The 25,195-nt window shown below is 65.9% G+C and carries 21 protein-coding genes and 1 pseudogene; 9 read left to right on the top strand and 13 right to left on the bottom strand.

Annotated features, from left to right (window positions below):
- Positions 1 to 128 precede the first annotated feature (128 nt).
- From I5803_RS13190 to rbp (I5803_RS13210), 5 genes and pseudogenes are all read left to right on the top strand, one after another.
- On the top strand, positions 129 to 1,331 hold the full coding sequence (locus I5803_RS13190; protein WP_196986803.1) for an ammonium transporter: 1,203 nt from the start codon (positions 129 to 131) through the stop codon (positions 1,329 to 1,331).
- Positions 1,332 to 1,389: 58 nt separating this feature from the next.
- Positions 1,390 to 1,953, top strand: a complete 564-nt coding sequence (locus I5803_RS13195) for a sigma-70 family RNA polymerase sigma factor (protein ID WP_196986804.1) — start codon at positions 1,390 to 1,392, stop codon at positions 1,951 to 1,953.
- A 5-nt stretch (positions 1,954 to 1,958) separates the two neighbouring features.
- The gene (locus I5803_RS13200; protein ID WP_231402413.1) at positions 1,959 to 2,144 is read left to right on the top strand and encodes a zf-HC2 domain-containing protein; all 186 of its coding nucleotides are present in this window, start codon (positions 1,959 to 1,961) and stop codon (positions 2,142 to 2,144) included.
- Between the two features lie 174 nt (positions 2,145 to 2,318).
- Positions 2,319 to 2,708 (top strand): annotated as a pseudogene (gene rbp / locus I5803_RS22250) (RNA-binding regulator); the annotation flags it as partial.
- A gap of 277 nt (positions 2,709 to 2,985) precedes the next feature.
- On the top strand, positions 2,986 to 3,480 hold the full coding sequence (gene rbp, locus I5803_RS13210) for an RNA-binding regulator (protein WP_196986807.1): 495 nt from the start codon (positions 2,986 to 2,988) through the stop codon (positions 3,478 to 3,480).
- Positions 3,481 to 3,549: 69 nt separating this feature from the next.
- Here rbp (I5803_RS13210) and I5803_RS13215 read toward each other — a convergent pair whose 3' ends face one another.
- The 4 genes from I5803_RS13215 to I5803_RS13230 are packed head-to-tail and all read right to left on the bottom strand — an operon-like array spanning position 3,550 to position 6,519.
- Entirely contained in the window at positions 3,550 to 4,326 is a 777-nt protein-coding gene (locus I5803_RS13215; protein WP_196986808.1) for an SDR family oxidoreductase, read from the bottom strand.
- A 16-nt stretch (positions 4,327 to 4,342) separates the two neighbouring features.
- Positions 4,343 to 4,990 carry an LPS export ABC transporter periplasmic protein LptC gene (lptC, locus tag I5803_RS13220; protein WP_435520854.1) on the bottom strand — a complete coding sequence of 216 codons (648 nt, stop codon included), beginning with the start codon at positions 4,988 to 4,990 and terminating at the stop codon, positions 4,343 to 4,345.
- A complete protein-coding gene (locus I5803_RS13225; protein WP_196986809.1) occupies positions 4,987 to 5,526 on the bottom strand; it encodes a KdsC family phosphatase in 540 nt (179 codons plus the stop codon). Before I5803_RS13225 ends, lptC begins: the two co-directional genes overlap by 4 nt.
- The gene (locus tag I5803_RS13230; protein WP_196986810.1) at positions 5,527 to 6,519 is read right to left on the bottom strand and encodes a KpsF/GutQ family sugar-phosphate isomerase; all 993 of its coding nucleotides are present in this window, start codon (positions 6,517 to 6,519) and stop codon (positions 5,527 to 5,529) included. It abuts the gene before it with no gap.
- A 48-nt stretch (positions 6,520 to 6,567) separates the two neighbouring features.
- On the opposite strand from I5803_RS13230, the gene I5803_RS13235 reads away from it, so the two are divergent.
- Complete coding sequence (locus I5803_RS13235) at positions 6,568 to 8,553, top strand: monovalent cation:proton antiporter family protein (RefSeq protein ID WP_196986811.1); 1,986 nt, start codon at positions 6,568 to 6,570, stop codon at positions 8,551 to 8,553.
- A gap of 16 nt (positions 8,554 to 8,569) precedes the next feature.
- On the opposite strand, the gene I5803_RS13240 is transcribed toward I5803_RS13235, so the two are convergent.
- From I5803_RS13240 to rpmH, 8 genes are all read right to left on the bottom strand, one after another.
- The gene (locus I5803_RS13240) at positions 8,570 to 9,424 is read right to left on the bottom strand and encodes a hypothetical protein (RefSeq protein ID WP_196986812.1); all 855 of its coding nucleotides are present in this window, start codon (positions 9,422 to 9,424) and stop codon (positions 8,570 to 8,572) included.
- Between the two features lie 109 nt (positions 9,425 to 9,533).
- Positions 9,534 to 10,013 (bottom strand): Crp/Fnr family transcriptional regulator, encoded by a 480-nt coding sequence (locus I5803_RS13245; protein ID WP_231402414.1) that lies wholly within the window; start codon positions 10,011 to 10,013, stop codon positions 9,534 to 9,536.
- Positions 10,014 to 10,120: 107 nt separating this feature from the next.
- Positions 10,121 to 12,286, bottom strand: coding sequence for a prolyl oligopeptidase family serine peptidase (locus I5803_RS13250; protein WP_196986814.1), 2,166 nt, complete (start codon positions 12,284 to 12,286; stop codon positions 10,121 to 10,123).
- A 65-nt stretch (positions 12,287 to 12,351) separates the two neighbouring features.
- The gene (mnmE, locus tag I5803_RS13255; RefSeq protein WP_196986815.1) at positions 12,352 to 13,728 is read right to left on the bottom strand and encodes a tRNA uridine-5-carboxymethylaminomethyl(34) synthesis GTPase MnmE; all 1,377 of its coding nucleotides are present in this window, start codon (positions 13,726 to 13,728) and stop codon (positions 12,352 to 12,354) included.
- A 24-nt stretch (positions 13,729 to 13,752) separates the two neighbouring features.
- Positions 13,753 to 15,468 carry a membrane protein insertase YidC gene (gene yidC, locus I5803_RS13260; protein WP_196986816.1) on the bottom strand — a complete coding sequence of 572 codons (1,716 nt, stop codon included), beginning with the start codon at positions 15,466 to 15,468 and terminating at the stop codon, positions 13,753 to 13,755.
- Positions 15,465 to 15,737 carry a membrane protein insertion efficiency factor YidD gene (gene yidD, locus I5803_RS13265; protein WP_196986817.1) on the bottom strand — a complete coding sequence of 91 codons (273 nt, stop codon included), beginning with the start codon at positions 15,735 to 15,737 and terminating at the stop codon, positions 15,465 to 15,467. The genes yidC and yidD overlap by 4 nt, the downstream gene beginning before the upstream one ends.
- Positions 15,734 to 16,150, bottom strand: a complete 417-nt coding sequence (locus tag I5803_RS13270; RefSeq protein ID WP_196986818.1) for a ribonuclease P protein component — start codon at positions 16,148 to 16,150, stop codon at positions 15,734 to 15,736. The genes yidD and I5803_RS13270 overlap by 4 nt, the downstream gene beginning before the upstream one ends.
- Positions 16,151 to 16,185: 35 nt before the next feature.
- Entirely contained in the window at positions 16,186 to 16,320 is a 135-nt protein-coding gene (rpmH, locus tag I5803_RS13275) for a 50S ribosomal protein L34 (RefSeq protein ID WP_027101598.1), read from the bottom strand.
- A 207-nt stretch (positions 16,321 to 16,527) separates the two neighbouring features.
- On the opposite strand from rpmH, the gene dnaA reads away from it, so the two are divergent.
- The 3 genes from dnaA (at position 16,528) to gyrB (ending at position 22,002) form a co-directional block, all read left to right on the top strand.
- Positions 16,528 to 17,940 carry a chromosomal replication initiator protein DnaA gene (dnaA, locus tag I5803_RS13280; RefSeq protein ID WP_196986819.1) on the top strand — a complete coding sequence of 471 codons (1,413 nt, stop codon included), beginning with the start codon at positions 16,528 to 16,530 and terminating at the stop codon, positions 17,938 to 17,940.
- Positions 17,941 to 18,194: 254 nt separating this feature from the next.
- The gene (gene dnaN, locus I5803_RS13285; protein ID WP_196986820.1) at positions 18,195 to 19,301 is read left to right on the top strand and encodes a DNA polymerase III subunit beta; all 1,107 of its coding nucleotides are present in this window, start codon (positions 18,195 to 18,197) and stop codon (positions 19,299 to 19,301) included.
- An 82-nt stretch (positions 19,302 to 19,383) separates the two neighbouring features.
- Positions 19,384 to 22,002: a DNA topoisomerase (ATP-hydrolyzing) subunit B gene (gene gyrB / locus I5803_RS13290; RefSeq protein ID WP_196986821.1), complete on the top strand. Its 2,619-nt coding sequence runs from the start codon at positions 19,384 to 19,386 to the stop codon at positions 22,000 to 22,002.
- Positions 22,003 to 22,090: 88 nt separating this feature from the next.
- Here the strand turns inward: gyrB and I5803_RS13295 are convergent, their stop codons facing one another.
- Positions 22,091 to 25,015 (bottom strand): dynamin family protein, encoded by a 2,925-nt coding sequence (locus I5803_RS13295; RefSeq protein WP_196986822.1) that lies wholly within the window; start codon positions 25,013 to 25,015, stop codon positions 22,091 to 22,093.
- Positions 25,016 to 25,195 lie beyond the last annotated feature (180 nt).

The raw sequence follows: 25,195 nt of genomic DNA on the forward strand, positions 1-25,195 counted from the left end.
AGTGTAGCGCAAGCCCTGCAAAACATCCCCCGCACGCTTCTGGCGCAGTTTTTGCTTCATTGTGGTGCGACACGGGCTCGGCCCTTCGAAACGCACCAATAACAGGCAACTTCATCCAAGAGGAATCCATGGAAGCACTAAAACAGGGCTCAGACGCGTTGTTCATCCTGCTGGGCGGCATCATGGTGCTCGCCATGCATGCCGGATTCGCGTTCCTCGAGCTCGGAACCGTCCGCAAGAAGAACCAGGTCAACGCCCTGGTGAAGATCCTCGCGGACTTCTCCGTTTCGACGGTGGCTTACTTCCTCGTCGGCTATGGCGTGGCGTACGGCACGAGCTTCTTCGTCGGTGCCGAGCAGCTCGCCGCGAAGAACGGCTACGAACTGGTCAAGTTCTTCTTCCTGCTGACTTTCGCCGCGGCGATTCCCGCGATCATCTCGGGCGGCATCGCCGAACGCGCGAGATTCTGGCCGCAGCTCGTCGCGACGGCGGTGCTGGTGGGCGTCGTGTATCCCCTCTTCGAGGGCGTGGCCTGGAACCACGCCTTCGGCCTGCAGGACTGGATCAAGTCCGCCACAGGGGAAGAATTCCACGACTTCGCCGGCTCGGTCGTCGTGCATGCGATGGGCGGTTGGCTCGCGCTGCCGGCCGTGATCCTGCTCGGCGCGCGCAGCAACCGCTATCGCAAGGACGGCGCGATCTCCGCGCACCCGCCCTCCAACATCCCGTTCCTGGCGCTGGGCGCCTGGATCCTCACCGTGGGCTGGTTCGGCTTCAACGTGATGAGCGCGCAGACGATTGACAAGATCTCCGGCCTCGTCGCCGTGAATTCGCTGATGGCGATGGTCGGCGGCACGCTGGCGGCGCTGGCGGTCGGCCGCAACGACCCGGGCTTCGTGCACAACGGGCCGCTCGCCGGGCTCGTCGCCGTGTGCGCGGGTTCGGACCTGATGCATCCCCTCGGCGCGCTGGTGGTCGGCGCGGTCGCGGGCGCGATGTTCGTCGCCATGTTCACGCTCACGCAGAACCGCTGGAAGATCGACGACGTCCTCGGCGTGTGGCCCTTGCACGGCCTGTGCGGTGCCTGGGGCGGCGTGGCCGCCGGCATCTTCGGGTCCAGGGCGTTGGGCGGGCTCGGCGGGGTCAGCCTGGGCGCCCAAGCCATCGGCACGTTGATGGGCATCGCATGGGCGATGGCCGCTGGGTTTGCGGTCTATGGCGCGATCCGCGCCGTGTCTGGGCTGCGGCTGTCCCCCGAGGAAGAGCACGAGGGCGCGGACCTCGCGATCCACCGGATCGGCTCCACCCCGGAGCGGGAAGCCACCTGGTAGTCAGTCATTCCCGGGTCAGGGGCGGCGTGCGATGATTTCCGGCTGAGCAAGGCAACCCATGACCATCGAGCACGAACTCGCGCAACATCGCGGCTACCTGATGCGCTTTGCGAGGCTGCAGCTTCGCAACGACGCCTGGGCCGAAGATGCCGTGTCGGACACCATGCTCGCGGCGCTGGCCAAGCCGCAGTCCTTCGGCAACCGCAGCCAGCTCAAGACCTGGCTGGTGGGGATCCTCAAGCACAAGGTGCTCGACATCCTGCGGCAGCGCAGGCGCGAGGTGGCCCTCACGGATGACGAGGGCGACGGCAGCGAGGAACTCGACGCGCTGATGTTCAAGGCGGACGGCCACTTCCAGCAGGCCCCCGCCGATTGGGGCAACCCGGAGCAGGAACTCGAATCCCGGCAGTTCCTGGCCGTGCTGGACGCCTGCGCCGGAAAATTGCCCGCGGCGATGGGCCGGGTGTTCCTGATGCGCGAGTGGCTGGAGCTGGACAGCGAGGAAATCTGTAAGGAGCTCGGCCTCACGCCGACCCATCTCTACGTCCAGCTCCACCGCGCCCGCCTGCGCTTGCGCGAATGCCTGGAACTCCACTGGTTTGGCCGCGTGGCCGCTCAATGAACCCGATGCGACGTACCTGCAAGGAAGTGGCCGCCCTGCTCATCGCCAGGGAGGACAAGCCCTTGCCCGTGCTGGAGAGGGCCGCGCTGCAGCTGCACCTGGCGGCGTGCGCCGCCTGCCCGGTCTTCGAGCGCCAAGTGTTGACCATGCGCAACGCTTTCAGGCGTTGGCGCAGCTACACCGACGATTAATCCCTGCAAAGCAAGGTAAACCCACACAAAACCCCCGGATAGCCGATAATGGCCGCGTGTCGCGTTCGCGCGCGGCACGAGGTTTGCGGTGAATGGTCGGTTTCGCGTGGTTTGTTGATTGCGTTTTTCGGACTCCCATCGCTTCAAGCGTTCATCTTTTTCAGGAGTCCCTTCATGGGCAACAAACTTTACGTGGGCAACCTGCCCTATTCCTACCGCGACAGCGATCTCGAGCAGGCCTTCGGCCAATATGGCTCGGTCTCCAGCGCCAAGGTCATGATGGAACGCGACACGGGTCGCTCCAAGGGTTTCGGCTTTGTCGAAATGAGCAACGAAGCTGAAGCCAAGGCTGCCATCGAAGGCATGAACGGCCAGCAGGTCGGTGGCCGCGGCCTCGTGGTCAACGAAGCCCGCCCGATGGAATCGCGTCCCCCGCGCACCGGCGGCTTCGGCGGCGGTGGTGGCGGCGGCGGCTACGGTGGTGGTGGCGGCGGTGGCGGCTACGGCGGCGGCGGCGGCGGCGGTGGCCGTCGTGAAGGCGGCGGCGGCGGTTACGGCGGCGGTCGCAACTACTGATCAGCCAGGCTTCGCAGCCTGATTGAAAACAAAGGGCCCACGGGCCCTTTTTTCATGCCCGAAATCTAGGGTTTTCGTGAGGCTGCGCGGGCCTTCCGCCCTTGCACTCGGCGTGGATATCTGTTCCATAATGGAAAAGCGTGGTTGCAGTATTCACGCGAGGATTGCGGTGTACAGGTCACTTTTCGCGTTGCTCCGGGTTCAGACAAATGCGTTTTCGGGACTCCATCGCTCAAGTCATCAGCTTTTTTAGGAGTCCCAATCGATGGGCAACAAACTCTACGTAGGCAACCTGCCTTATTCCGTGCGCGACAGCGATCTCGAGCAGGCCTTCAGCCAGTTCGGTTCCGTGACGAGCGCCAAGGTCATGATGGAGCGCGATACCGGGCGCTCCAAAGGCTTTGGCTTCGTGGAGATGGGCAGCGATGCCGAGGCGCAAGCCGCCATCAATGGCATGAACGGCCAGCCCCTGGGCGGCCGCAGCGTCGTCGTCAATGAGGCCCGGCCGATGGAATCGCGTCCCCCGCGCACCGGCGGCTACGGTGGCGGTGGCGGCGGTGGGGGCTACGGCGGCGGCGGAGGTGGCGGCGGCTACGGTGGTGGCGGCGGCGGCGGCGGTGGCCGTCGCGAAGGCGGTGGGGGCGGCTACGGCGGCCGCGGCGGCGGTGGGGGTGGCGGGGGCGACGGCGGGTTCCGCAGCCCTTACGGCTCCGGTCCGCGCGGCGGCGGCGGCGGCGGTGGCAGCCGCGGCGGCTACTGATCGCCGGCTGCAACGCTCCACAACGACAAAGGCTCCCGCGGGAGCCTTTTGCTTGGGCGGTCCCGTAGCTCAGCGCTGCGATTGACGGTGCTTGCGCGGGCGTCCCGCCAGGGCCTTGTCGAACAGCCAGTTGGGCAACAGGCGCAGCAGCTTGGCCACGATACCCATCTGCCACGGGATGACCCGGTAACTCGCCCCGCGCGAGATCGCATCGAAGGCGCGGGCCGCGAAGTCCTGGGGCTGCATGAGGAAGGGCATCGAGTAACGGTTCTGCCGCGTGAGCGGCGTGTCGATGTAGCCCGGGCAGATCGTCACGACCTTCACACCGCCCGGCCGCAATTCACCGCGCAGGCTTTCGCAGTAGCTGATGACTGCCGCCTTGCTCGCGCAGTAAGCGCCGTGGCCGGGCAAGCCCCGAATGCCGGCCACGCTGCCGATGCCCACCAGAGCCCCCGAGCCACGCCGCACCATCGCGTCGATGAACGGATGGAAGGTCGCGGCCAGGCCGATGTTGTTGGTCGCGAAGGTGCGGGCCATGACGTCGATGTCCCCGCGCACCGCGGTATCCACGCCGGCGCTGATGCCCGCATTGGCGATCACGACGTCCGGCACGCCTTGCGTTGCGATACATGCCTGCCCGGCCGCGACGATGCTCTCCGTATCCGAAACGTCCGCGCCGTAAACCGCGTAGCGCTCGGCGGGCAAGCCCTGCGCACGTGCCCAGCTCTCGATTTCGCCCGTGCGCCGGGCGGCGAGCGCGAGCCGCCAGCCTGCCTGGTGGTAGCGCCACGCGAGGGCCTGGCCGATGCCACTGGAGGCCCCCGTGATGAAAACCAGCTTGTCCATGGCGATCCTCCGTGGCTCAGTTGGCGCGCGGCTGGATCACGCCGTGCACACGCCCATGCAATTCCAGCACACGCCCGATGTTGTCGTAGTCCAGGCTGTCGGCCGTGAAGCGATCGTTGCCGCGCACGAGTTCCACCGGCTTGTGCGACCGGATGCGCTCGCTGTTGACGAACACGTGCAGGAAGTCACCGCGGAATTCGAGCTTCGGCGGCTGCGCACCCTTGGCCGGCGCCGGGGCCTCGCGCGTGACCACCGCTTCGCCGATCAATTGCACTTCGGAGCCGTCCGCATTGCTGAGCGCGGTACGCGCCGTGGCCACCGTGAGTTCCCCGCGGTCGTTGAAGGACCGGATGCGCGGCTGGTCGATCTGCAGCGTGTCCGTATCGGGGTAGTGCCGCGCCTCGGATCCATGGATCTCGCTCTTGATGCGGCCCGTGGCGTCGAAGGTCTTCACCGAGAAGCGCCGCATGAAGTAGTCCGGGTCGTGCGTGACCTGCTTCTGCGATTCGGCCCCGCCCAGCGTGGGCGTATTGCGCGCGAGCCAGTAAGTGCCCAGCGCCATGAAGCCCATGAGGATGATCGGCAGGTAGATCGACGCGCGGTCGAGGCCGCCGCGCATCACCATCCAGGCCTGGGCCTTGCGCACCGCAACCGGCGTGCTCACGCGTAGGCTTCCAGCAGCGACGCGTAGCGGCCCGAGGCCAGCAGCAGCAGGTCGCAGAATTCGCGCGCGGCGCCTTGGCCGCCGGCCGCCTGCGTGACATGGCGCACGACCGCGCGCACTTCGACGTGCGCGTTCGGCGGCGCGGCGGAAAACGCGCAGCGCCTGAGCACGGGCAGGTCCGGCCAGTCGTCGCCGATCGCGGCCGCCTGCGTCCAGTCCACCCCCAGCTCGGCCAGGGTGCGCTGCGCGGCAGACAGCTTTTCTTCCGTACCGAAATGCGCGTGGGTGATGCCGAGCGCCTTGAGCCGGTCCCGCAGGGGGCGGGAGTCGCGGCCGGTGATCACCACGGGCGTGATGCCGGCGCGCTGCAACAACTTCAGCCCGAGCCCGTCGAGGATGTTGAAGCGCTTTAGCGTCTCGCCCTCGCCCGAGAGATACACGCCACCATCGGTGAGCACGCCGTCGACGTCGAAGAATGCGACGCGCACGGCCTGGGCGGCGAGCAGCAATTCGGGCGGGTGCGTCAACGTCGGCAACTAGATCACCTTCGCGCGCATGAGGTCGTTGCTGTTGACCGCGCCGCACAACGTGTTGTCGGCGTCGACCACCAGCACGCTGGTGATGCGGTGCTTTTCCATCAGTTCCGCCGCCTCCACCGCCAGCGCGTCGCTGCGGATGGTGTGCGGGCCCGGATGCATCACCTCGCGCGCGGTGAGCGCGCGCAGGTCCATGCCCTTTTCGATCAGGCGGCGCAGGTCGCCGTCGGTGAAGATGCCGGCGACGCGGCCGTCCGCATCCACCACCGCGGAGGCGCCCAGCCCCTTCGCGCTCATCTCCCGCATCAGCTCGGAGAAGCCCGCATCGGCGCGCACGCGAGGCACGGCGTCACCGCTGCGCATCACGTCCGACAGGTGCGTGAGCAGCTTGCGCCCGAGCGAGCCGCCCGGATGCGAGCGCGCGAAGTCCTCGGTGCGAAAGCCGCGCGCATCCAGCAGGGCGACGGCGAGCGCGTCGCCGAGCGCAAGCTGCGCCGTCGTGCTGGCCGTGGGCGCCAGCTGCAACGGGCATGCTTCCTTTTCGACGCCGCTGTCGAGCACGATGTCGGCGTGACTCGCCAGGGTGGAGTCGGCATTGCCCGTCATGGCGACCAGGGTCGCGCCCATGCGCTTGATGACCGGCAGCAGGGTGGTCACCTCGTCGACCTCGCCGCTGTTGGACACGGCGAGCACGAGGTCGATCGGCTTGATCATCCCGAGGTCGCCGTGGCTGGCCTCCGCCGGGTGCACGAACATGGCCGGCGTCCCGGTGGAGGCGAGCGTCGCCGCGATCTTGCGGCCCACGTGGCCGCTCTTGCCCATGCCCATCACCACCACGCGGCCGCGCACGTGAAGCATGACTTCGACCGCGCGCGCGAACGCCTCCCCGGTGCGGGCCTTGAGGCCGAGCACCGCCTGCGCCTCGATGTCGAATGTCTCCTGGGCCAGCCGCAGCGCGCGCGCCGCGTCGAAAGCCTTGTCGGGTGGGGCCATGGGGCGATTCTATCGAGTGGTGTCACCCGGCCTTGGTAGCATGGATGCATGACCTCGCTCGCCCTCACGCTGCTCTACCTGCTTGCCGCGGTGCTGGGCGTGGTGGCCTGCCGGTCGCTGAGGTTGCCGCCAATGCTGGGTTACCTCGCCGTGGGCGTGGTGATCGGGCCCAACGCGCTGGGGCTGGGGGGTGACCCGGCCACGGCCCGGCACCTGGGCGAGTTCGGCGTCGTCTTCCTGATGTTCGTCATCGGGCTGGAGTTCAACCTCGCCAAGCTGCGCGCGATGCGCGCGCATGTGTTCGGCCTGGGCCTGTTCCAGGTGCTGCTCACGGTCGTCGCCGTGAGTGTCGGCTCGCTGTTCCTCGCCGCGCTCGCGCCTGGCCTGTGGCACATGGGCTGGCAGACCGCGCTCGCGCTGGCCTGCGCGCTGGCGATGAGCAGCACGGCGATCGTCGTGAAGCTCATGGCCGACCGCCTGGAGCTCGAAACCGAGCATGGCAAGCGCGTGATGGGCGTGCTGCTCTTCCAGGATCTGGCGGTGGTGCCGATGCTGGTGCTCATTCCCGCCCTCGGCAGCCCGCCCGAAGCGCTGTTCCAGGCGCTCGGCGTCGCGGCCGTGAAGGCCGTGGTGCTGATCACCTTGCTGCTGGTCGGCGGGCAACGCGTGATGCGCTGGTGGCTGACGCTCGTCGCGCGACGCAAGAGCGAGGAGCTCTTCGTGCTCAACCTGCTGCTGGTCACGCTCGGCCTGGCGTGGCTGACGGAACTCGCGGGGCTGTCGCTCGCGCTGGGCGCATTCATCGCCGGCATGCTCATCTCGGAGACCGAATACAAGCACCAGGTGGAGACGGACATCCGCCCCTTCCACGACGTGCTGCTCGGCCTCTTCTTCATCACCATCGGCATGCTGCTGGACTGGCGGCTGGTCGCGCAGCACTGGCTGCTCGTGCTGGTGCTCATGACGCTGCCGGTGATTTTCAAGCTCGGCCTCGTGACGCTCTTGGCGCGGGTGTCCGGCGCATCGATGGGCGTCTCGCTACGGACGGGCCTGTACCTCGCGCAAGCCGGGGAGTTCGGCTTCGTGCTGCTCACGCTCGCGCAGGAGAACCGGCTGGTGCCGCCCGCGCTGCTGAACCCGATCCTCGCGAGCATGGTGCTCTCGATGCTGGCGACGCCTTTCATCATCATGTACAGCAACCGCATCGTGATGAAGCTGGTGGCCAACGAATGGATGATGCAGTCGCTGCAGATGACGACGATCGCGCGCAAGTCCATCAACGCGAACCGGCACGTGCTGATCTGCGGCTACGGCCGCTGCGGCCAGAACCTCGCGCGCATCCTGGAGCGCGAGGGCATTCCCTACATCGCACTCGACCTCGACCCGGATCGGGTGCGGCAGGCCACTGCGGCGGGCGACTCCGTGGTGTTCGGCGACGCCGCGCGCCTGCAGGCGCTGATGGCCGCGGGCCTGGCCCGGGCGAGCGCGGTGGTGGTGACCTACCTGGACGTGCCGGGCGCCATGAAGGTCCTCGCGAATTCGCGCGGCCACGCGCCGCAAGTGCCGGTCATCGTGCGCACGCAGGATGACCGCGACCTGGAAAAGCTGCAGGGCGCCGGCGCGACGGAGGTGGTGCCCGAAGCGCTCGAAGGCTCGCTCATGCTCGCGAGCCACGCGCTCGCGCTGGTCGGCGTGCCGATGCGCCGCGTGATCCGCATCGTGCAGGACCAGCGCGATGCACGCTACAGCCTCCTGCGCGGCTACTTCCACGGCGCGGACGACGACACCGCGGACGACCTGGAGAACGTGCGCCTGTCGACGGTGACTTTGCAGGATGGCGCCGGCTCGCTGGGCCGCGTTCTCAGCCAGCTCGCGCTTCAGGCACAGGGCGTGCGCGTGGTGAGCCTGCGGCGCGGCGACGGGAAGGTCGTGGACCCGCAAGCCGACCCGGCCCTGCAGGACGGCGACACACTGGTGCTGTCGGGTCGCCCGGAGACGCTCGCCGTCGCCGAAGAAATGCTGCTGCGCGGCTGAAGCCGCGCGGAGCGGCTCAGCGCAGTTCGCCGTATTGCGTGCCGCTCAAGGCCTGGGCGCGCATGTCCGCATCGGGCAATTCGGTGTCCTCGAAGCCCGTGAGCAAGGTGTAGCTTTGCGGGCCATGCTTGGAAGAACCATCGAAGGCCTTGGCCGATGCGCCGTGGCCGGCTCCATGGGAAGCCGCCGCAGGCCCGGCAGCCGCCAGCGCCGCGGGACGCGAAATGCCTTCGGCCAGCGCCTGCTTGAAGGCGGCCACCTCGTCAGCCTGGATCGCCTCGTACCGCGCGCCGCCGCGCTGCAGCGGTGCCGCGACGGGCTGCATGGCGGGTTCGGGCGCGAGGGGCGCCGGCGCGGAATCCAGCGCGGCAGGCATGGATTCGAGGGGCATCGGATGCGAATCCGACACGTTCCCCGCATGCACCGGGTCCCCGATGGCCACGTGTTCGTTCGTGCGCCAGTACACGGCCGTGACAAGGATGTCGTGCCGGGACTTCGCGCCCTGTGCGATGAGCGCCTCGATCTCCGCGAGCTTGCTGATCTCGCCTGCGGCCTGGTCGCGCGACAAATCGACCATCACGAGGAACTGGCGGCCGCGCCCGTCGAGCGACAGCACCTTGAATTTGTAGCTGGAAGACAGGACGCCGGCACGCGTCATCGATGCGCGCACCACGTTGTACAGCAGCTCGCGGCGGGCCATCCGCTCGTTCTTGCGGTTGGCGGGCTGCGCGTTGTTCATCGGCACCGAAGGCTCACGGCCGTTGCGGCGCGCGGGGCGCGTCGCCTCCATGCGCGACAGCCCCGAGCTTTCGGGCGGCGCCGGTTTGGCTCGGTGCTTTTTGGCCGGGAACAGCCAGCTGAGAAGAGGCATGACAACGCTTTCGTGTGAAGGCCTGCAGATGAGTGTATGCGCCGCAGGCGCGCGGCGTCGCAGGCGCAGCGACCCAACCGTGATTTAGTTGTGAGGCGCGCATGGCGGATCAGGTGACCGCCACACGCTTGGGTTTGTTGACGAGGCGGCGCGACACGAGTGCGCCCAGCGCCATCGCCACGGCCAGCGCCACCTCCGGGTGACGGTGGCAGAGCTCCGTGAAGCGGATCGGCGTGAGGCTCCACACCTTGGACGACACCGACGCCTGCACCGTCGCCGACCGGGGTGCGCGCGTGAAGAACGCGCCCTCACCGACGGCGGAACCGGGGCCCACCACGGCGAGGCGGATGCGGCCTTTGGAGTCCTCGTAATGCACGTTGAGCGAGCCGGTTTCGACCAAGTACAGGGTGCGGTCCACCGCGTTCTGCTCGATGAGCACCTGGTTGGGCGAGAGCGTGAACGGCTGCATGTAGCTGCCCAGCAGCTCCCACTGCGCGTGCGTGAGCACGGGCACGAAGCTGTCGATCGACTGGTTGCGGCCGATCGCCTGGACGAGCGTCTGGACGTCGAACTGGATGGGGGTGCGCATGGGGGCGTTCATGTAACCCGACAGTAGCGATCCCGCTGCCGAGCCACAAGCCACCCTAACCGGCACTTACACCTGAAACGAGATGCAGCCGGGTTGTAACCAAAGCGTCACTCCGCGCGGCGTTTTCCCATTTGCCACAGCAAAAAGCTGTAGATATCTGCGGACATGGCATTGCGCTGCGTCGCGGTGCTGCCCATGCCGTGGCCGGCCTGGGCGTCGGTGCGCAGGATCACCGGCTTGCCGCTGTTGCTTGCGGCCTGGAGGCGCGCGATCGCCTTGGCGCTGTGCCAGACGTCGACGCGCGGGTCGTTCAACCCGTGGATCGCCATCACCGCCGGATAGGGCGTGCCGTCCTGGATCTGGTGGTAGGTGCTCATCTCCAGCAGCGCCGGGAATTCCTTCGGGTTCTTGTAGCTGCCGAATTCGGAAATGTTGGTGATGCCGTTCGCGCTTTCCTCGGCGCGCACGGCGTCCATCACGCCCACGTTGAAGATGGCCGCAGCGAAGAGCTGCGGCGCGCTCGTGACGACGCGGCCCACGAAGATGCCGCCCGCGCTCGTGCCCATCACGCCGAGCGTCTTTGGCGACGCATAGCCTTGCTCGATCAGGTACCGGGCGCTCGCGACGCCGTCCTTCCAGGTGTTCGGCTTGGTGGTCTTGAAGCCGGCCTGCCGCCAGGGCTCGCCATATACGCCGCTGCCGCGCACGTTGGAATAGGCGAGGACGCCGCCCTGCTCGATCCACGCCATGCTGTTCGGGTTGAAGAACGCACTGATCGTGTGGCCGTAGGAGCCGTACGCATCGAGCAGCGTCGGGTTGGTTCCGTCGCGCTTCAGGCCCTTCCTGTGGATGATGGTCATGGGCACCATCGCACCGTCGTGGCTGCGCACTTTCACCTGCGTCACCTGCAGGTCGATCGATGCGGGCAGCTTGCCGGGCTTGCGCAGCCCCGTGTCGGTGGAGGTCTCGCCATCGAGCCGCCATTCGCGCGCCAGCTGCGACCAGCTGGACAAGGTGTAGAGCACGTCGCCGTATGCGTGCGCGGGGTCTTCATTCAGGAAGGCCGCGCCACCCGCCACGGGCAGGGCAATCGCATGGCCCGCCGTATCGCCCGCGCGGTAGCGGCGCAGGCCGATGGCGGTGCCGTCGCGCACCGATGCGACCACCGCGTCGCGTCCGACGACGAAGCTTTCGATCACGCCACCGGCAGGCGGCAGCGCCAGCGGCTGCGCGCGTGCCAGCACCGGGTTGCGCAGGTCGAGCTTCATCAGCTTGTAGCGCGGCGCATCCTTGCGCGTCTTGAAGATGAGGTCGTCGCCCTTGAGCTCCATGTCGACGATGTGGTCGTCGAAGGAAGCGATGCGCTTCCAGCGCACCGCCGGCTGCGCCAGGTCAGTGACCGGCGCGACGAAGACGGCGCCTTCGGGCCAGGTGGTGTCCGACGTGCGCGCGATCATCCACGGGCTGCCGGGCGCGAACAGGATCGCGCCGACATCCAGCCGCGCGAGCCCGAGCTGGGGCGTCACCGTCGGACCGAAGATCGGCTTCGCGGCGGACTCGGGCTGGCCGAGCGCGAGCCACAGCACGCGGCTGTCCAGGTAGGTTTCGGTCTCGCTGTCTTCGGGCGACAGGGGCTTCAACTGGTTGAAGGTGAGCGCGCGGCTGTCGGGCGTCCAGCTCACGTTCTTCTCGTGCACGCGCGGGATCGGCGCGCCGACCTGCTTGCCGCTCGCGATGTTCAGCACGTACAGCGACGCATCTTCCGAGCCGCCCGCGGACATGCCGTAGGCGACGTGCTGGCCGTCCCACGACGGGACGAAGTAATTCACCGCGTGCGGCGTGCCGGTGCGCGCGGTTTCCGCCTCGGGATCGACGAGCACCTTCTCCGCGCCCTGCAGGCCCTCGCGCATCACGAGCTTGAACTGGCGCTCACCGCGCGGCCGCTTCAGGTAGAAGATCTTGTCGCCGGGCATGCGCACGATGGCGTTGATGCTGTCGCCGGCACTCGCCGAATACTCCGCGATCCGTTTCTCGAGCGCGGCTCGCCCTTCGATGCGGTCGAGCACCTGGCGCGCGTAGTCGCCCTGTCCCTTGAGCCAGGCCTGGACGCCCGTGTCCTTGATGTTCTCGAAATAGCGGTAGGGGTCGTGCACGGTGGTGCCGTGCAGGTTCTCCGGCACGTCGCGCACGGGCGCCACGGGAGGCGCAGCGAGGGCGCTGGAGAGGGCGAGGGCGAGCGCGGTGGCGCCCAGGAGGGACTTCAGGGTCGACATTCGTGGTGTCTTCAGGGAAAAGGGGTGCGAGATTGTAGGCAGCTCGCGCGCGCGGTCCGAACCGGCTATTTCCCGATGCAGAAGCTCGAGAAGATGACGCCCAGCAAGTCGTCCGCGGTGAACTCGCCGGTGATTTCGCCGAGCGCGTTCTGCGCGAGCCGCAGTTCTTCGGCGAGCAGGTCGAGCGCCTGCGCCTGCGCGGCGAGATGCGTTGCGGCGATGCCAAGATGCGCTTCGACGCGGCGCAGCGCCTGCACGTGGCGTTCGCGCGCGGTGTAGACGCCTTCGGGGGCGGATTGCCAGCCGGCGGTGGCCAGGAGTTGGGCGCGCAGCGTGTCCAGGCCTTCGGTGGTTTTCGCGGAGAGGCGGAGATGCCCCCACCCCGGCCCTCCCCCAGCGGGGGAGGGAGCCAGGTCCGATTTGTTCCAGACATCGATCACGGGGATGCCCGCGGGCAGCTTCGCGGCAATCACAGCATCGGCGGCCGCATACTCCGCGTCCTGCGCTCGCGTGAGGTCGTGCAGGAACAGCACGGCGTCCGCGCCTTCGATGCGCTCCCAGGCGCGCGCGATGCCGATCCGCTCGACGTGGTCGTCGCTGTCGCGCAAGCCGGCGGTGTCGACCACGTGCAGCGGCACGCCTTCGATCTGGATGGTCTGGCTCACGACGTCACGCGTGGTGCCGGGGATCGGCGTGACGATCGCGAGTTCCGCGCCCGCGAGCGCATTGAGCAGCGAGCTCTTGCCCGCATTCGGCTGCCCCGCGATAACCACCGTGATGCCTTCGCGCAGCAGCGCGCCTTGCCGCGCGCGGCGCATCACCTGGGCGAGCATCTGCCCGAGCCGCTCGAGCTGGCCCTGCGCATCGGCCTTTTGCAGGAAGTCGATTTCCTCATCGGGGAAATCGAGCGTGGCCTCCACGAGCATGCGCAGGTGGACGAGTGCATCGCGCACGGCGTGGATTTCGGCGGAGAACTCGCCGGCGAGCGAGCGGCCCGCGCTGCGCGCCGCGGCTTCTGTGCTCGCGTCGATCAGGTCCGCGATGGCCTCGGCCTGCGCGAGGTCGATCTTGTCGTTGAGGAAGGCGCGCTCGGTGAATTCGCCCGGCTGCGCGACGCGCAGGCCGATGGCGGCGCCCGCTTCGATGCACCGCGCGAGCAGCAGCTGCAGCACCACGGGACCACCGTGCGCCTGCAGTTCCAGCACGTCTTCGCCGGTGTACGAATGCGGTGAGGGGAAATGGAGCGCAAGCCCCTGGTCGATCGGCGTGCCGTCGGCGGCGCGGAAGGGCAGGTAGGTCGCTTCGCGCGGCTTGAGCTCACGGCCGCACAGTGCAGCAACGACGGGGGAGATATCGCGGCCCGATACCCGGACGATGCCCACGCCGCCCCGCCCGGGGGCGGTGGCAATGGCGGCGATGGGGTCGCTGTGGCGCGGCAGCATGCGCCTATTGTCGTCCGCGCAGGCTTAACTGAACTTGGGCAGGTTGAACTGCGGGGGCACGCCCATGCGCTTGTTGATGATCCACTGCTGCGCGATCGACAGCACGTTGTTCGTGATCCAGTACAGCACCAGGCCGGACGGGAAGAAGAAGAACATCACCGAGAACGCGAGCGGCATGATCCACATCATCTTGGCCTGCATCGGGTCCGGCGGCGCGGGGTTCAGCGCGGTCTGCAGCATCGTCGTGAGCGTCATGATGGCCGGCAGGATGAAGTACGGGTCCGGGGCGGCCAGGTCATGGATCCAGCCGATCCACGGCGCGCCACGCATCTCCACCGAGGACAGCAGCACCCAGTACAGCGCGATGAATACGGGGATCTGGACCATGATGGGGAAGCAGCCGCCCATCGGGTTGACCTTCTCCTCGCGGTAGATGCGCATCATCTCCTGCTGCATCTGCTGCGGGTTGTCCTTGTAGCGCTCGCGCATCGCCATGACCTTGGGGTTGATGGCCTTCATCTTGGCCATGCTCTCGTAACCCTTGGCCTGCAGCCAGTAGAAGGCGATCTTGATCGTGAGCACCAGGGCCATGATCGACCAGCCCCAGTTGTGGATGAAGCTGTGCAGCTGCGTGAGCAGCCAGTAGAGCGGCTTGGCCAGGATGGTGAGCCAGCCATAGTCCTTCACGAGCTCGAGGCCGGGCGTGATCTTCTCGAGCAGGTTCTCTTCCTGCGGGCCGGCGAAGAATTTCGCGTCGACCGTCTTGGTGGCGCCCGGGGCGATCGGGGCCAGCGGCGCGATCATCCCGACCGCGTAGAGGTTCGAATCGACCTTGCGCACGAAGAGTTCGCGCTTGACGCCATCGGGCAGGATCCACGCGCTCGCGAAGTAGTGCTGCACCATCGCGACGTAGCCGTTGGTCGACTCCTTGTCGATCTCGGCCTTGCCTTTTTCGATGTCGCTGAAATCGATCTTGTGGAACTTCTTGGCCTCGGTGTACGCGGCGGGCCCGGTGAAGGTCGAATAGAACGAGGATTCGCCGGGCAGCTTGTCGCCGTCACGAACGAGTTGCATGTACAGCTGCGGCGAAACCGGCGCGGCGCCGGTGTTGGTGATCTCGTGCTTGACCGATGCGTCGTACGCGCCGCGATGGAAGGTATAGGTCTTCACCAGCTTCAGGCCGCCCTTTTCGGGCGACTCGAACTTGACCACGAGCTCGTTGGCGCCGTCCTTGAGCTGGCGGTCGCCGGACATCGTCATCACCGTCTTGTGGTTGGGATAGTCGCCGCCGATGAGGCCCGATTCCGCCACGTACTTGCGCGAGCCCGACTGGTCGAGCAGCACGAAGGTGCCCGTCTTCTGGTCGCCCGCGATGTGCGGGAACTCGACGCGGATCAGCGAGCCGCCTTCGGTGTCGAAAGTCAGGTGCAGCACGTCGGTGCTGACGTCGATTTTCTGGCTCGCCGGGGTGGGCGCGATCGCGCCGGCGCTCGGCACGGCCGAAGCCGCCGCGGCGCCCGCGGCCACAGGCGCGCCGGGTACGGTGCTGGCCGTCGCCGTCGTGCCGGGAACGGTCGAGGGGGGGACGGAGGAGGCCGGTGCGCTCGCGGTCTTCGCGAGTTGCGAGGTCTGCGGGAAGAACGTGGCCTTGTGTCCGTTGTAGACCTGCCACTGGTCCCAGAGCAGCACCATGGAAAAGCCAAAGATCACCCACAGGATGGTGCGGCGAATGTCGTTCATGAAGACTTCTTCTTGGAAAAGGGTGGGAGCAGATGGGAGAACAGGCGCGGCTTCTCGAGCGGCACGGGGTCGTGGCCGCCGTTGCACCAAGGGTTGCATCGCGCGATGCGGTTCAACGTGAGGTAGCTTCCCGCCGCGGCGCCGTGCATGTCCAGCGCCTGCAACGAGTAAGCGGAACACGTGGGCGTGAAGCGGCAACTGGAGCCGAGCCAGGGCGACAGGAACAACCGATAGCCCTTCACCAGGCCGATGAGCGCCGCACGGATCATGTGGCCGCCCGTGCGGAAGCGCGCGCGAAGAGCTGCTCGAGTTCGCCCCGGACCGCGAGCTTCAGCGCCGGGGACGTGGCGCTGACGAACTCCTTGCGGTCGAACCCGGAACGCAGGCGCACCACATGGGCGGCCTGCGGCAGCGGCGGCGAGAGCTGCAGGCTCAAGGTGTAGATCTGGCGTTTGATCGCGTTGCGGGTCACGGCGCGCTTGGCCCAGCGCTTGGGCACCAGCGCGCCGATCCAGGTGTCGCGCACGGCAAACAGGGCCTTGGGCTTTTCAGCCTCAGGCCCTGTGGGCAAGGGGGTGGGCGCATCCAGTTCCATGCGGTGCAACGCGAAGTGCGCGGTGCGGGAAACGGTGGAGCCGGCCATGACGGCCTGGAACTGCGCCCGGTTCTTGAGCCGCTGCACGGAGTGGCGACAGGCCCGGCCGTTCGCGGCCGGAATCAGACGGCCAGGCGCTTGCGGCCCTTGGCGCGGCGTGCGTTGATGACGGCGCGGCCGCCACGGGTCTTCATGCGAACGAGAAAGCCGTGGGTGCGGGCGCGGCGCACTTTGGAAGGTTGGTAGGTGCGTTTCATGATCTTCTAATCCGTAAGGTCTTCGGGGAACCCGCGATTATCGCCCAAAAAGCCAATGGCGGCAACGAGATAGGCTTTGTTCTTCCCCAGGTTTGTCATGCCCCGGGCACTTCATCATGCCCAAATCGTCTTTGTGGATAAGGCTTTGATAATCTAGAATCCGCCGCTTCGCATACGAATCATATCCACAAGAGGCGACAGCCAATAATGAGTGAGGGGCAACACAACAGCCTGGCGGCAAACGCCAGCCTTGGCGCGGGCGACAGCCTGTGGCAGGCCTGCATCGAGCAGCTTGCCCAGGACCTGCCCGAGCAGCAGTTCAACACCTGGATCAAGCCCCTGGCGGCCCAGGTGTCGGACGACTTTTCCAAGGTCACGGTGTTCGTCGCCAACCGCTTCAAGCTGGACTGGGTGCGGGCGCAGTACGCGGGGAAAATCTCCAGCCTGCTGGAGAAGCTCTACGGCCAACCGGTGCAGCTTGAGTTAGCGCTTACCCCTCGGGAAGCGCAGACCAGGACTTTCTCGACGCCCTCGTCCCGGGAAATGGGCGCGCCGCCCGAGCCGGCTGAAATCAGCGACGACGCGAGCGCCGCCGCGTTCAAGAACCGCCTGAACACGGCCCTGACCTTCGATACCCTGGTCGAGGGCACGGCCAACCGCATGGCGCGCGCCGCGGCGATGCATGTGTCCGGCACGCCGGGCCAGCTCTACAACCCGCTTTTCATCTATGGCGGCGTCGGCCTGGGCAAGACCCACCTGGTCCACGCTGTGGGCAACAAGCTGCTCGCGGACAAGCCCGGCAGCAAAGTTCTCTACATCCACGCGGAGCAGTTCGTGTCGGATGTGGTCAAGGCCTACCAGCGCAAGACTTTCGACGAGTTCAAGGAGCGCTACCACTCGCTGGACCTCCTGCTCATCGATGACGTCCAGTTCTTCGCCAACAAGGACCGCACGCAGGAGGAATTCTTCAACGCCTTCGAGGCCCTCCTGGCCAAGAAATCCCACATCGTGATGACGTCGGACACCTATCCCAAGGGCCTGACGGACATCCATGAACGCCTGATCTCCCGCTTCGATTCCGGGCTCACGGTCGCCATCGAGCCGCCCGAGCTCGAGATGCGCGTGGCCATCCTGATCAACAAGGCGCGCGCCGAAACCTCCGAGATGCCCGAGGAAGTCGCCTTCTTCGTCGCCAAGAACGTGCGCAGCAACGTACGCGAGCTCGAAGGGGCCCTGCGCAAGATCCTGGCGTACTCCCGCTTCAACCAGAAGGAAATCTCGATCCAGCTCGCGCGCGAGGCCCTGCGCGACCTCCTGTCGATCCAGAACCGCCAGATCAGCGTCGAGAACATCCAGAAGACCGTGGCCGACTACTACAAGATCAAGGTCGCGGACATGTACTCCAAGAAGCGCCCCGCCTCGATCGCCCGGCCGCGCCAGATCGCGATGTACCTCGCCAAGGAACTCACGCAAAAGAGCCTGCCCGAGATCGGCGAGCTCTTTGGCGGGCGGGACCACACCACGGTGCTGCACGCCGTGCGCAAGATCTCCGGGGAGCGGCAGCAGCTCACCGAGTTGAACCAGCAGCTCCACGTGCTGGAACAGACGCTGAAAGGGTGATGCGATGCGCGCTTTCCACCCCGCCGGCAAACCCTGTGGACCGTTCTCGGACAACTCGGCAGTTGTCCACACGGCAGGCCGGTTCGCCGAAGTTGTCCCAGCTCCGGGTACATCCCGGAAGCAGGGTCGCGCACAGGGTTCAAAGTGCGGCAAGTGCTTGATGAAAAAGGGGAAAATGGCGGTTGTCCACAGAGGGGCCGCTCCCTTATCTACTACTGCTATCTTGAATTAAAGAAAAGAGAGAAGAGGAAGACATGATCGTCCTGAAGGAAACACAAGCGAAAGTGCTGGATGTCCTGCAATCGGTAGCGGGCATCGTGGAGAGGCGTCACACGCTACCGATCCTCGCGAACGTGCTGATCCGCAAGACGGGCGGCTCGGTGCAGCTCACGACGAGCGACCTGGAAATCCAGATCCGCACGACGGCGGACCTCGGAGGGGACTCCGGCAACTTCACGACCACGGTGGGCGCGCGCAAGCTGATCGACATCCTGCGCACGATGCCGGCCGACCAGACCGTGAGCCTCGAGTCGAGCCAGAACAAGTTGATCCTCAAGGGCGGCAAGAGCAAGTTCACGCTGCAGACGCTGCCCGCCGAGGACTTCCCGCTGGTGCAGGAAGCCGCGAGCTTCGGGCCCGTGTTCAGCGTGCCGCAAAAGACGCTGAAGGACCTCCTGAACCAGGTGTCCTTCGCGATGGCCGTGCACGACATCCGCTACTACCTCAACGGCATCCTGTTCGTCGCCGAAGGCAAGCAGCTGTCGCTCGTCGCGACCGACGGCCACCGCCTCGCCTTCGCCAATGCCACGCTCGACGTCGAAGTGCCGCGGCAAGAGGTGATCCTGCCGCGCAAGACGGTGCTCGAGATGCAGCGCCTGCTCTCGGACAAGGAAGGCGCGATCGAGATGCAGTTCGCGAGCAATCAGGCGAAGTTCAGCTTCGACGGCATGGAGTTCGTGACGAAGCTGGTCGAGGGCAAGTTCCCCGACTACAACCGCGTGATCCCGAAGAACCACAAGAACACCGTGACGCTCGGCCGCGCGCCGCTGCTCGCGAGCCTGCAGCGCACCGCGATCCTCACGAGCGAGAAGTTCAAGGGCGTGCGCCTGAACATCGAGCCGGGCACGCTGCGCGTGGCGAGCAACAACGCCGAGCAGGAAGAGGCCGTGGACGAGCTCGACATCGACTACGGTGGCGACGCGATCGAGATCGGCTTCAACGTGACCTACCTGATCGACGCGCTGGCCAACATGGACCAGGACATGGTGAAGATGGAACTGGCCGACAGCAACAGCTCGGCGCTCTTCACCATTCCGGAAAATTCCACCTTCAAATACGTCGTGATGCCCATGAGGATCTGACCCCCCTCGGCAGTCGAGCACCGGTTACCGACCCGCCAGAAATGGCGGGTTTGGTCCTTAAAGAGTTTGAGAAAAGCAATTCATGTCTGAAGAAAACAAGCAAGGCGACCAGGTCAATACGGGCCCGGCGGGGGAAGACAGCTCCAATTTCCAGCCCAAGATCGACACCAACCAGGAAGGCGCGAGCGCGGCCTATGGCGAAGGCTCGATCCAGATCCTGGAAGGCCTGGAAGCCGTGCGCAAACGCCCTGGAATGTACATCGGTGACACGTCCGACGGCACCGGCCTGCACCACCTGGTGTTCGAAGTCGTGGACAACTCCATCGACGAGGCGCTGGCCGGCCATTGCGACGACATCGTCGTGACGATCCATTCGGACAATTCCGTGAGCGTGGTCGACAACGGCCGCGGCATCCCCACCGGCATCAAGATGGACGACAAGCACGAGCCCAAGCGTTCGGCCTCGGAAATCGCGCTGACCGAGCTGCACGCCGGCGGCAAGTTCAACCAGAACAGCTACAAGGTCTCGGGCGGCCTGCACGGCGTGGGCGTGAGCTGCGTGAACGCGCTGTCGAAGATGCTGCGCCTCACGGTGCGCCGCGAAGGCAAGGTGCACGTGCTGGAATTCAGCCGCGGGTTCGTGCAGAACCGCATCATCGAAAAGATCGACGGCGTCGAAGTCTCACCGATGCAAGTGATGGGCGACACGGACAAGCGCGGCACCGAAGTGCACTTCCTGCCGGACACGGAGATCTTCAAGGAGAACAACGATTTCCACTACGAAATCCTCTCCAAGCGCCTGCGCGAACTGAGCTTCCTGAACAACGGCGTGCGCATCCGCCTGGTCGACGAGCGCAGCGGCAAGAGCGACGACTTCTCCGGCGCCGGTGGCGTGAAGGGCTTCGTCGCCTTCATCAACAAGGGCAAGACTGTCCTGCACCCGAACGTGTTCCACGCGATGGGCGACAGGCAGAGCGACCAGAACACCAACATCGGCGTCGAAGTCGCGATGCAGTGGAACAGCGGCTACAACGAGCAGGTGCTCTGCTTCACCAACAACATCCCGCAGCGCGACGGCGGCACGCACCTCACCGGCCTGCGCGCGGCGATGACGCGCGTGATCAACAAGTACATCGACGACACCGAGCTCGCCAAGAAGGCCAAGGTCGAAGTGACGGGCGACGACATGCGCGAAGGCCTCACCTGCGTGCTGAGCGTGAAGGTGCCCGAGCCGAAGTTCTCCAGCCAGACCAAGGACAAGCTCGTCTCCAGCGAAGTGCGCGGCCCCGTGGAAGACGTCGTGGCGCGCACGCTCGGCGACTTCCTGCAGGAGCGGCCCAACGACGCGAAGATCATCGTCGGCAAGATCATCGAGGCCGCGCGTGCGCGTGAGGCCGCACGGAAGGCCCGCGAGATGACGCGCCGCAAGGGCGTGCTCGACGGCATGGGCCTGCCCGGCAAGTTGGCGGATTGCCAGGAGAAGGACCCGGCGATGTGCGAGATCTACATCGTCGAGGGTGACTCCGCCGGCGGCTCCGCCAAGCAGGGCCGCGACCGGAAGTTCCAGGCCATCCTGCCGCTGCGCGGCAAGATTTTGAACGTGGAGAAGGCGCGCTACGAGAAGCTGCTGACCAGCAATGAAATCCTGACGCTGATCACGGCGCTAGGCACCGGCATCGGCAAGGCCGGCGCCACGGCGAATGGCGGCGGCGCGGACGACTTCAACGTGGCGAAGCTGCGCTACCACCGCATCATCATCATGACCGACGCCGACGTGGACGGCGCGCACATCCGCACGCTGCTGCTCACCTTCTTCTACCGCCAGATGCCCGAGCTCGTGGAGCGCGGCCACATCTACATCGCGCAGCCGCCGCTGTACAAGGTGAAGGCCGGCAAGGAGGAGCTGTACCTGAAGGACGGCGGCGAGCTGGACAAGTTCCTGCTGCGCATCGCCATGAACGGCGCCACGGTGCACACCGGTGGCCCCGCCAACACCACCATCAGCGGCGACACGCTGACCGAGCTGGCGCGCAAGCACCAGGTGGCCGAAGCGGTGATCCATCGCCTGTCGAACTTCATGGATGCGGAAGCGCTGCGCGCGATCGCCGACGGCGTGAGCCTGAACCTGGACACCGTGCCCGACGCGGAAGCGTCAGCGGTACAGCTGCAGACCAAGCTGCAGGAGCTGGACAAGGCGAGCAACCAGGCGCCGGCCGAAGTGGCGGGCGAATTCGACGTGCGCACCGACAAGCCGATCCTGCGCATCAGCCGCCGGCACCACGGCAACATCAAGAGCAGCGTGATCACGCAGGACTTCGTGCATGGCGCCGACTATGCGGCGCTGGCCGAGGCCGCCAACACCTTCCGCGGGCTGCTGCACGAGGGCGCGCGCGTGGTGCGCGGCGAGGGCGAGCGCGCGAAGGAAGAAAAGGTGGGCGATTTCCGCCAGGCGATGCAGTGGCTGCTGGCCGAGGCCGAGCGCGCCACCTCACGCCAACGCTACAAGGGCCTGGGCGAGATGAACCCGCAGCAGCTGTGGGAAACGACGATGGACCCCGAGGTGCGAAGACTGCTGCGCGTGCAGATCGACGATGCGATCGCGGCGGACGCGGTGTTCACGATGCTGATGGGCGATGAGGTGGAGCCGCGGCGGGAGTTTATTGAGTCGAATGCGTTGCGGGCGGCGAATATTGATGTTTAGGTGGGCTGTCGGCGCGCGCAAACATTTGCCGTTATGGATGCAAAGTTTTGCCGCAAATCCAGAGGGAGTGATGTGACTGGCCATGCGCTCAGCCTCGACCCACCAGGTCGTCCTTGCGCGGGCCCATCACGTCGATCGTGGTTCGGCTCTTGATGCGTCGATAAATCGGGTTGTTGACGCCGAGTCCTTGTGTGGCGCGATAGATGTCCAAACCCTTACCCAGTTTGAAGACGATGCCGTTGTCGAGCATGAGAAATCGGTCGTGCTCGTTGCGATCACGCTCCCAGTTCAGATCGACACCCTGCCCAGCAAGCTGCTCGGCAATCAGGCGTAGATGCTGGTCACCCTCCGCGGTCTCCAGGGCATCGCGATGCCCAGTGATGATGCGAATCGACTTAACGGGCCCAGTGTCGCAAAGCCACTGGACGACCTCTTGCAGGTTGCGCCGCTGATGGGGCAAGTCAAGGTACGGGTCGATCAACAGCGCGTGAGTGGCTCCCCTAAGGTACTTGGCGCCGAAGATCTTGCCCCAACCCCAGTTGCTCTCCTCCGGCTGCAAGCGAAACTGCTGAAACACAAGCGATGCGGCGGCCTGAATCTGCTCCCATTCCGACGCCGACGGTGGACCGGCGACCATGACCGGCGCTGGCTCAGCCATCGGGGGCGGCACCGATGCCAAGACCACGGGCGCCGCAATGGCTGAAGGCACGTCAGGCGGAGTTCTCGTGGGGGTCACATTGGGCACCGTTGGCGCTCGCGCGGCTTCGCTGACGACCTCCGGCTCACTACCGAACAAGATCGCAATCTTTTCGGAAGCCTTTTCCAGCGCGCTCGCCAGGTTGCTGGCCAGTCCTTCAAACGCGACCTTCTGCCCGCTGGAAGCGGCTTCGGCCGCTGCAGTGATGTCCTTGCCGATTCGCTCCAGTTCGGCTTTAACCTCGCTCAGCGCTTTGTCCGGCAGTTCGCCAGCACGGCCAATCAGAATCTCGCCATGCTCACGGTGCTTCGCGCGCAAGTGTCCTTCAAGCGCCGTCGCCAGGATGGCACGCACCTGCGCGTAGAAGGCCTTCACCTCCCGCGTCTGACCGATGGTCGTCCCGCTTCCCCAGACGCCAGAAACGGCCCCGCGGGCAGATGAAATGCGCTCCGACACATCATCGGTCACGAAGTCCTCCAGCAGTTGGATGATCTTCGCCTCCTCAGCCTCGATCAGGCCCTGAAGCGCTTCGAGCGAGCGCGTCAAGAAGTCCCGAAGGCGAGCCGCCACATCGACCCTGATCTCCGCGCCGACATCCACCTGCTCGCTGATCCGCGCACTGCGATCAGCCAAGCCAGCAAGGTGGGCATCAAACTTCTCAACGAAGTTCGAGAACTCGGCCTGTTGCTCACCCAGCAGCCCCGCGACACGCGGAAATATGGCGTTCGCCACCTTGGTCTGCAGGCCATGCATGTAGCCCCAAGTTCCGCTGCGCCGCGTGCGCCAGTGGCGGCCTGCATCGTCAGATTCGAAATCACCCAGCACCTTGTCAGCCGACATAACGATGGCATCAATGCGCGCCTCGGCAAGCTTCACACCCCCGTCGATCGACCGCTTCAATAGCTCCGCGTCTTCGCTGACTGTTCGCGAAAACGCATCGCCCGCTTCACCAAATAGACGACGAAACTCGCCGAGCTTCTGCTCGGCTACCTCCTTGTCCTTTACGCTCTGCACGGCAGCGCGGCGCGCCTCGATGACACGCAGCATCTGCTCGATCTCGCTTGCCGCACCCGACCGCAGGGCTCGGGCCACATGGGCCAACCGCGACTCCGACGAGAGAATCTGCATCAGCTTTTCTTGCATATCCAGCATGCCGCCAGGGTCGGCCGGATGCAGAGGGAAGTGAACTTCCTCGCCGCCGTTGGCCTTGCGGTGATTGATGGCCGAGGTGAACACCAGCTCAATCTCTCCCAGCTGCTCGCGGTAGCGTTCGAGCGCGGGTGAATCCTCGGAACCTTGGCCCAGGGCCATGAGTGTCGAATCGAGCTCTGCACGTAACCGTCGGCGCTCGCGATCAATGCGCATCTGAATCGGCTCGGGCTCCTCATCGTCGCTCTTGGCGGCGTTCACGTGCTGCTCGTAGGTCTGATCGACCTGTGTCACCACGAAAACAAGCTGCTTAACCGAGCCTCGCCGCAACAACGAAAGCAGAAAATCCTTCTCTGATTGGTCGAACGCGGGTCCCGACTTGGTGAGGAACAGAACTGCGTCCACGTCTTTCACGATTTGCTCGGTGAGCGCGACACGGAAGCGTTCGGTGTCGCCCAGGCCAGGTGTGTCGATCAGGAGGATTCCCTGCTCTAGCAGGGGCGACGGCACAGTGATCTCGATGCGCTCGACCAAGCAGTGGTGCGGGCGCGAACCTGTGGTGAACTGCTTCAGTTCCTTGCGAAACGCGATGACTGCCTTTCGGTCATTCAGATCGGACACGCCGAGCTCAACAAACTTGCCCCCGTCGCCCAGGTATTCGCGCTCAAGCGCCGCGAGCCGTGCGTCGTCAAAGATCTCGGGCTTGTCGGCACCGCCATCCGGCTTGCGGGTCGGAAAGCGCAGCCAGTTGGTGATCCGATGGGCCTCAAGGTCTTTGGGGTTGTCCGCATGCAGCAGCTTGAGGCCCAGCCACTGCTCACGCGACAGAAAGTTGACGCGCGCCCGCACGTCGGACCCATAGCGGAAGGTGGTGACCGCTGCGGTCTCGGGGTTCGTTTCCTCTCCTGCCAGCTTTCGGCCCAGCAGCTCATTCACGAACGACGACTTGCCGGCCTTGAAACGGCCCACCACCGCAACGCGGTACTCACTGGGCACCGCTTGCTTTTCAAGCAGGTCCTGCAACTGGGTGGCGGTGCGGACGCACTCGTAGCCCAGCGCGAGGTGGCGCTCTTTCTCGTTAGCCAGCAACAACTGGCGTACCGACTCGATCTCGGCCTTGGCGGCCAGGATGTTTTGGCGCAGTTTGATGGGTGATGTCGCTGTCATGTGCTCGCCTTTAACGGTTGTTTATGGTGCCGGCTTCATGTGCGTCGTGACGGCAGGCGCCAGACCCATCGCTTCCGGCGCATGCCGAACTGCTCGGCGACGCTAAGCCCCAGGTCCTTGACCAATTGCCTCTCGGCGCCGGGCCAGAGGACGATCTCGCAGGTCCTTGCGCAGCCGGCG

The sequence above is a fragment of the Caenimonas aquaedulcis genome (assembly GCF_015831345.1).
Taxonomy (GTDB): Bacteria; Pseudomonadota; Gammaproteobacteria; order Burkholderiales; family Burkholderiaceae_C; genus Ramlibacter; species Ramlibacter aquaedulcis.

Excerpts from the sequence above, each read along its gene's own strand:
- I5803_RS13240 (WP_196986812.1), bottom strand. The coding sequence starts at position 9,424 with ATGCCTCTTCTCAGCTGGCTGTTCCCGGCCAAAAAGCACCGAGCCAAA.
- I5803_RS13190 (WP_196986803.1), top strand. The coding sequence starts at position 129 with ATGGAAGCACTAAAACAGGGCTCAGACGCGTTGTTCATCCTGCTGGGC.
- rbp (WP_196986807.1), top strand. The coding sequence starts at position 2,986 with ATGGGCAACAAACTCTACGTAGGCAACCTGCCTTATTCCGTGCGCGAC.
- rpmH (WP_027101598.1), bottom strand. The coding sequence starts at position 16,320 with ATGAAACGCACCTACCAACCTTCCAAAGTGCGCCGCGCCCGCACCCAC.
- gyrB (WP_196986821.1), top strand. The coding sequence starts at position 19,384 with ATGTCTGAAGAAAACAAGCAAGGCGACCAGGTCAATACGGGCCCGGCG.
- yidC (WP_196986816.1), bottom strand. The coding sequence starts at position 15,468 with ATGAACGACATTCGCCGCACCATCCTGTGGGTGATCTTTGGCTTTTCC.
- I5803_RS13250 (WP_196986814.1), bottom strand. The coding sequence starts at position 12,286 with ATGTCGACCCTGAAGTCCCTCCTGGGCGCCACCGCGCTCGCCCTCGCC.
- I5803_RS13215 (WP_196986808.1), bottom strand. The coding sequence starts at position 4,326 with ATGGACAAGCTGGTTTTCATCACGGGGGCCTCCAGTGGCATCGGCCAG.
- mnmE (WP_196986815.1), bottom strand. The coding sequence starts at position 13,728 with ATGCTGCCGCGCCACAGCGACCCCATCGCCGCCATTGCCACCGCCCCC.
- I5803_RS13235 (WP_196986811.1), top strand. The coding sequence starts at position 6,568 with ATGACCTCGCTCGCCCTCACGCTGCTCTACCTGCTTGCCGCGGTGCTG.
- dnaA (WP_196986819.1), top strand. The coding sequence starts at position 16,528 with ATGAGTGAGGGGCAACACAACAGCCTGGCGGCAAACGCCAGCCTTGGC.
- I5803_RS13245 (WP_231402414.1), bottom strand. The coding sequence starts at position 10,013 with ATGCGCACCCCCATCCAGTTCGACGTCCAGACGCTCGTCCAGGCGATC.
- I5803_RS13295 (WP_196986822.1), bottom strand. The coding sequence starts at position 25,015 with ATGACAGCGACATCACCCATCAAACTGCGCCAAAACATCCTGGCCGCC.
- I5803_RS13200 (WP_231402413.1), top strand. The coding sequence starts at position 1,959 with ATGCGACGTACCTGCAAGGAAGTGGCCGCCCTGCTCATCGCCAGGGAG.
- I5803_RS13230 (WP_196986810.1), bottom strand. The coding sequence starts at position 6,519 with ATGGCCCCACCCGACAAGGCTTTCGACGCGGCGCGCGCGCTGCGGCTG.
- yidD (WP_196986817.1), bottom strand. The coding sequence starts at position 15,737 with ATGATCCGTGCGGCGCTCATCGGCCTGGTGAAGGGCTATCGGTTGTTC.
- I5803_RS13195 (WP_196986804.1), top strand. The coding sequence starts at position 1,390 with ATGACCATCGAGCACGAACTCGCGCAACATCGCGGCTACCTGATGCGC.
- dnaN (WP_196986820.1), top strand. The coding sequence starts at position 18,195 with ATGATCGTCCTGAAGGAAACACAAGCGAAAGTGCTGGATGTCCTGCAA.